The sequence below is a fragment of the Leuconostoc sp. genome, assembly GCF_965300815.1.
Genome location: NZ_CBDKZH010000023.1, coordinates 1 through 4,426, shown reverse-complemented (window position 1 = coordinate 4,426; position 4,426 = coordinate 1). Strand labels below are relative to the sequence as shown.

3 protein-coding genes are annotated in these 4,426 nt (G+C 42.5%); all 3 read left to right on the top strand.

Translation table 11 applies throughout. The annotated features are described in order from the left end of the window. Positions 1-194: 194 nt before the first annotated feature. The 3 genes from ACW12G_RS02780 to tuf all read left to right on the top strand — a co-directional run bounded on the left by ACW12G_RS02780 (position 195) and on the right by tuf (position 4,395). Positions 195-2,057, top strand: a complete 1,863-nt coding sequence (locus ACW12G_RS02780; protein ID WP_048699965.1) for a ribonuclease J — start codon at positions 195-197, stop codon at positions 2,055-2,057. 59 nt (positions 2,058-2,116) lie between these two features. Then, positions 2,117-3,046 (top strand): type I restriction endonuclease subunit R, encoded by a 930-nt coding sequence (locus tag ACW12G_RS02775; protein WP_146976511.1) that lies wholly within the window; start codon positions 2,117-2,119, stop codon positions 3,044-3,046. A gap of 161 nt (positions 3,047-3,207) precedes the next feature. Then, a complete protein-coding gene (gene tuf, locus ACW12G_RS02770; RefSeq protein WP_010001907.1) occupies positions 3,208-4,395 on the top strand; it encodes an elongation factor Tu in 1,188 nt (395 codons plus the stop codon). Positions 4,396-4,426 lie beyond the last annotated feature (31 nt).

Genomic DNA, 4,426 nt, shown 5'->3' with positions numbered 1-4,426 from the left:
ACGCATCATCAGCCCTCCTCCGCATGATATACCATGATAACAGAAAAATGTAAAAGTATGTTAAAATAGATTTAATTACGTATCGAGACAAAAAATTGGACTAACGCAACGTTTTAGAAACTAGTCGCGTCCGCTTGTTATATTTACGAAGAAAAAATGGCTCAATTAAAAGCCGATGAACAAAGGAAGAAACAATGACAGATTTAAGTATAATCCCTTTCGGTGGCGTGCGTGAAAACGGGAAAAACATGTATGCCGTGACCGTTAATGACGAAATTTTTATTTTTGATGCAGGACTCAAATATCCAGAAACAGATCAACTTGGTGTTGATGTTGTCGTACCTGATTTTGAGTATTTGATTAAAAACAGTGATAAAATTGCTGGTGTTTTCTTATCACATGGGCACGCAGATGCCATTGGCGCCTTGCCTTACTTTTTGCAACAAGTCAACGTCCCAATTTTCGGGTCTGAGTTGACCATTGAGCTTGCTAAGCTTGCGATTAAGGAACAGCCAGCACTGGCAGATTATGATGACTATCATGTTATTAATGAGAAAACAGAAATAGATTTTGGTGATGTCACCGTATCATTTTTTAATACGACGCATTCAATTCCAGATTCACTTGGAGTTGTCCTGGGCACACCTTATGGTCAAATTGTGTATACAGGTGACTTTAAGTTTGATCAAACTGCTAATCAAAGTTATCGTACCGACATTGCACGTTTGGTGGAAGTTGGGCAAGGCAAAGTGCTGGCACTGTTAGGCGATGCTGCTGGGACAGGTAATGAAGGCGATTCGGTTAATGAATCTAAAATTGGCGACTATATTTTAGATACTTTCCGCGATAATAAACAAAAGCGTATTATTGTAGCGGCGGTAGCCTCAAATATTCAACGTATTCAACAAGTCATTGATGCCACAGTGGCGACCAAGCGGCAACTTGTGTTGTCAGGAAATGACATTGAAAACGTTGTGCGCACAGCGATTCGTTTGCGCAAATTGCATTTGCCTATTCCAGAAAGTAAGCTTTTTGTGAATTTGAAAAATGCTAAAAACTTGCCCGCCGCTGAAACGGTTATTTTGGAAACTGGACGCATGGGAGAACCGATTAAGCATCTCAATCGGATGGCTAATGGGGAAGATCCTTATATTCGTATCGGAGAAGCCGATTTGGTGTTTATTACCACGACACCGTCAACGGCAATGGAAGGCATCGTGGCTAAAACACGTGATATGTTGTTTAAGCAAGGCGCTGACGTCAAACAGATTAGTACAGATTTGCGTTCAAGTGGTCATGCCTCACGCAATGACTTGCAAATGATGATAAATGTTTTGCAACCCGAGTACTTTATGCCAATTCAAGGTGAATATCGTGTCATGAATTCAGCCCGTGCAGCGGCTGAAGAAGTTAACGTTGCGCCTGATCATATCATGATGGCCATGAAGGGTGATCAATTCACGTGGTTAGGCGATCATTTTGAATTGAAAGATTCATTCACCATTGGGGAAACGTTAATCGATGGTGCTGGTATTGGTGATATTGGTAATGTCGTGTTACGTGATCGTCGCATTTTGTCGGAAGATGGTATTTTTGTTTCAGTTGTGACGATTGACCGTAAAAAGCGTCAAGTGGTGTCAAAGCCAAAATTGACTTCGCGTGGATTTGTCTATGTTAAGGCCAACCGTGATTTGATGAAAGAGGCGGCAGACTTAACGGTTAGCCAAATCGAAAAGTATTTGAACACGACTAAGAGCTTTGACTGGAACGAATTAAAGAATGGCGTGCGTGAAGTTTTGTCGCGTTATCTCTTTGAACAAACTCGTCGTCGCCCAATGGTGATGCCGGTGGTAATGGAAGTGAACCAAAACCGTCGCCCAACGGCACACAAAACCAATACGAACACTAACCCAAATGCGCCACAAAAGCGACAAGGAAAGCCAAACAAAACGGCTGATTCAAAGACACCAAAGACTACAAAGCCAGCCAAAAAGCGGCCTAAAAAAGCACCAGCAAAGCCAGCTGAGGGTCAAACACAAACAGAATCAGGACAATAGGCGACTGTCAGAAAGGATCGTGGCTTGTCATTGAATACCATGGCAAGTCCATATAGTTTATGGCATTAGAAGAGCATTTGACGCCAGAGATGCAACAATTGATGGCGCGTGCACAAACAGAAATGAAGCAGGAAAATTGGCATGATGCTGCTGAGACATTGACTGCCGTTTACGAAGCACTTGCAACATTTGAAATTAACTATCGCTTGGTAACGGCGCTATTTATGGATGAACAGTATCAATTAGCTGCTTCTTATGCCGACGATTTTTTGTTGAATTATTTGGAATCAGAACCAGATTTTCGGATGGTTGTGGCCTTAGCTGTTCAAAATCAAAACTTTGTTTACGCGCAGCAACTCGCGATGCTTTGGGATGAGGGAAGTGTCCAAAATGACGTCCTGGAAGAGATTCGGGCGGCCGAAGATCGGGCTCGCGTCGATATGGCAAATACTTTTCAAACAATTGCACGTCAGTTTTATCACCTGAGTGACTACAGCATCACGGAACAACGTGATCGTTATGAATCAGCCCGTCACTTACCAGTAGCTGAATTTATTGTCGGTGCATTTTACTTGCTCATTGATCCGTATGCCACGCCAATTATTCGGGCGACCTTGCTAGAGGATTTACAAAAATTACGGGTGAGCGATCCGGTTCAGTATCGTTGGTTAGATGATAATCTTTACACGATTCAACTCGACGAGCTGCCGCTACTCACAGATTCAGAAATTTTTGAAGAAATTGCCGATTATTTGGATGAAAAAGTTGGGCAAGATGATCCCATTGCCCTTGAAATGTTGGCCCAACAAGTACGTTTTGAGCTCACGTTATTGTATCCGAGGGTTAATGACGTGGTAACTGATCCAGAAGGTTGGGTAGAGGCAAGCGTCGATCAATATTATGAACGGCCCAATTTTTCGGAGATGGCCGAACAGAAAAAGTGGCATGAAATTGTCAGAGATTTGACGACAAATTTCTTTAAAAACTAGACGCAACCTATTTACATTTTATTAATATGTCGGTATAATAATTTTTGGCTTAAAGAGCCGGAAAAACGCAATTAACTGTTGTCTTTTAATGGCTTGCGTTGTAAAATATATTTATAAACATTTTCCAGATTACTGGTAAATGAATTTTGGAGGAAACTACATTGGCTAAGGAAACTTACGTTCGCACAAAGCCCCACGTTAACATTGGTACGATTGGACACGTCGATCACGGAAAGACGACTTTGACTGCCGCAATCTCAAAGGTATTGGCTGAAAAGCAAGGGATCGCCGCAACTGATTTTGCTGAAATCGATAACGCGCCTGAAGAAAAGGAACGTGGTATCACGATCAACACTTCACACATCGAATATGAAACAGAATCACGTCACTATGCCCACATCGATGCCCCTGGTCACGCCGATTACGTTAAGAACATGATCACTGGTGCCGCTCAAATGGACGGTGCTATCTTGGTTGTTGCCGCAACTGATGGTCCTATGCCACAAACACGTGAACACATCTTGTTGGCACGTCAAGTTGGTGTTGACTACTTGGTTGTCTTCTTGAACAAGACTGATTTGGTCGATGACGAAGAATTGGTTGAATTGGTTGAAATGGAAGTTCGCGAATTGTTGTCAGAATATGACTTCCCAGGCGATGACATTCCTGTAATCAAGGGTTCAGCTTTGAAGGCACTTGAAGGTGACGCTGAACAAGTTAAGGTTATCGAAGAATTGATGGATACTGTTGATTCATACATTCCAGAACCAAAGCGTGAAGTTGAAAAGCCATTCTTGATGCCTGTCGAAGACGTCTTCACAATCACTGGTCGTGGTACAGTTGCTTCTGGTCGTGTTGACCGTGGTGTATTGACTACTGGTACTGAAGTTGAAATCGTTGGCTTGAAGGATGAAGTTAAGAAGACAACTGTTACAGGTATCGAAATGTTCCGTAAGACTTTGGAAGAAGCTCAAGCGGGTGATAACATCGGTGCATTGTTGCGTGGTGTTGACCGTAACGAAATCGAACGTGGTCAAGTTTTGGCAAAGCCAGGTTCAATCAACACACACAAGAAGTTCAAGGCTGAAGTCTATGTCCTTTCTAAGGAAGAAGGCGGACGTCACACACCATTCTTTACTAACTACCGTCCACAATTCTACTTCCACACAACAGACGTTACTGGTGTTGTGCAATTGCCAGAAGGCGTAGAAATGGTTATGCCTGGTGACCAAGTGACATTCGAAATCGAATTGATCTCACCAGTCGCTATCGAACAAGGTTTGAAGTTTACTGTTCGTGAAGGTGGCCACACTGTTGGTGCCGGAACAGTTACTGAAATCGAAGACTAATATTAACGATTAGTTTTAAAAACACATACAT

Excerpts from the sequence above, each read along its gene's own strand:
- ACW12G_RS02780 (WP_048699965.1), top strand. The coding sequence starts at position 195 with ATGACAGATTTAAGTATAATCCCTTTCGGTGGCGTGCGTGAAAACGGG.
- ACW12G_RS02775 (WP_146976511.1), top strand. The coding sequence starts at position 2,117 with ATGGCATTAGAAGAGCATTTGACGCCAGAGATGCAACAATTGATGGCG.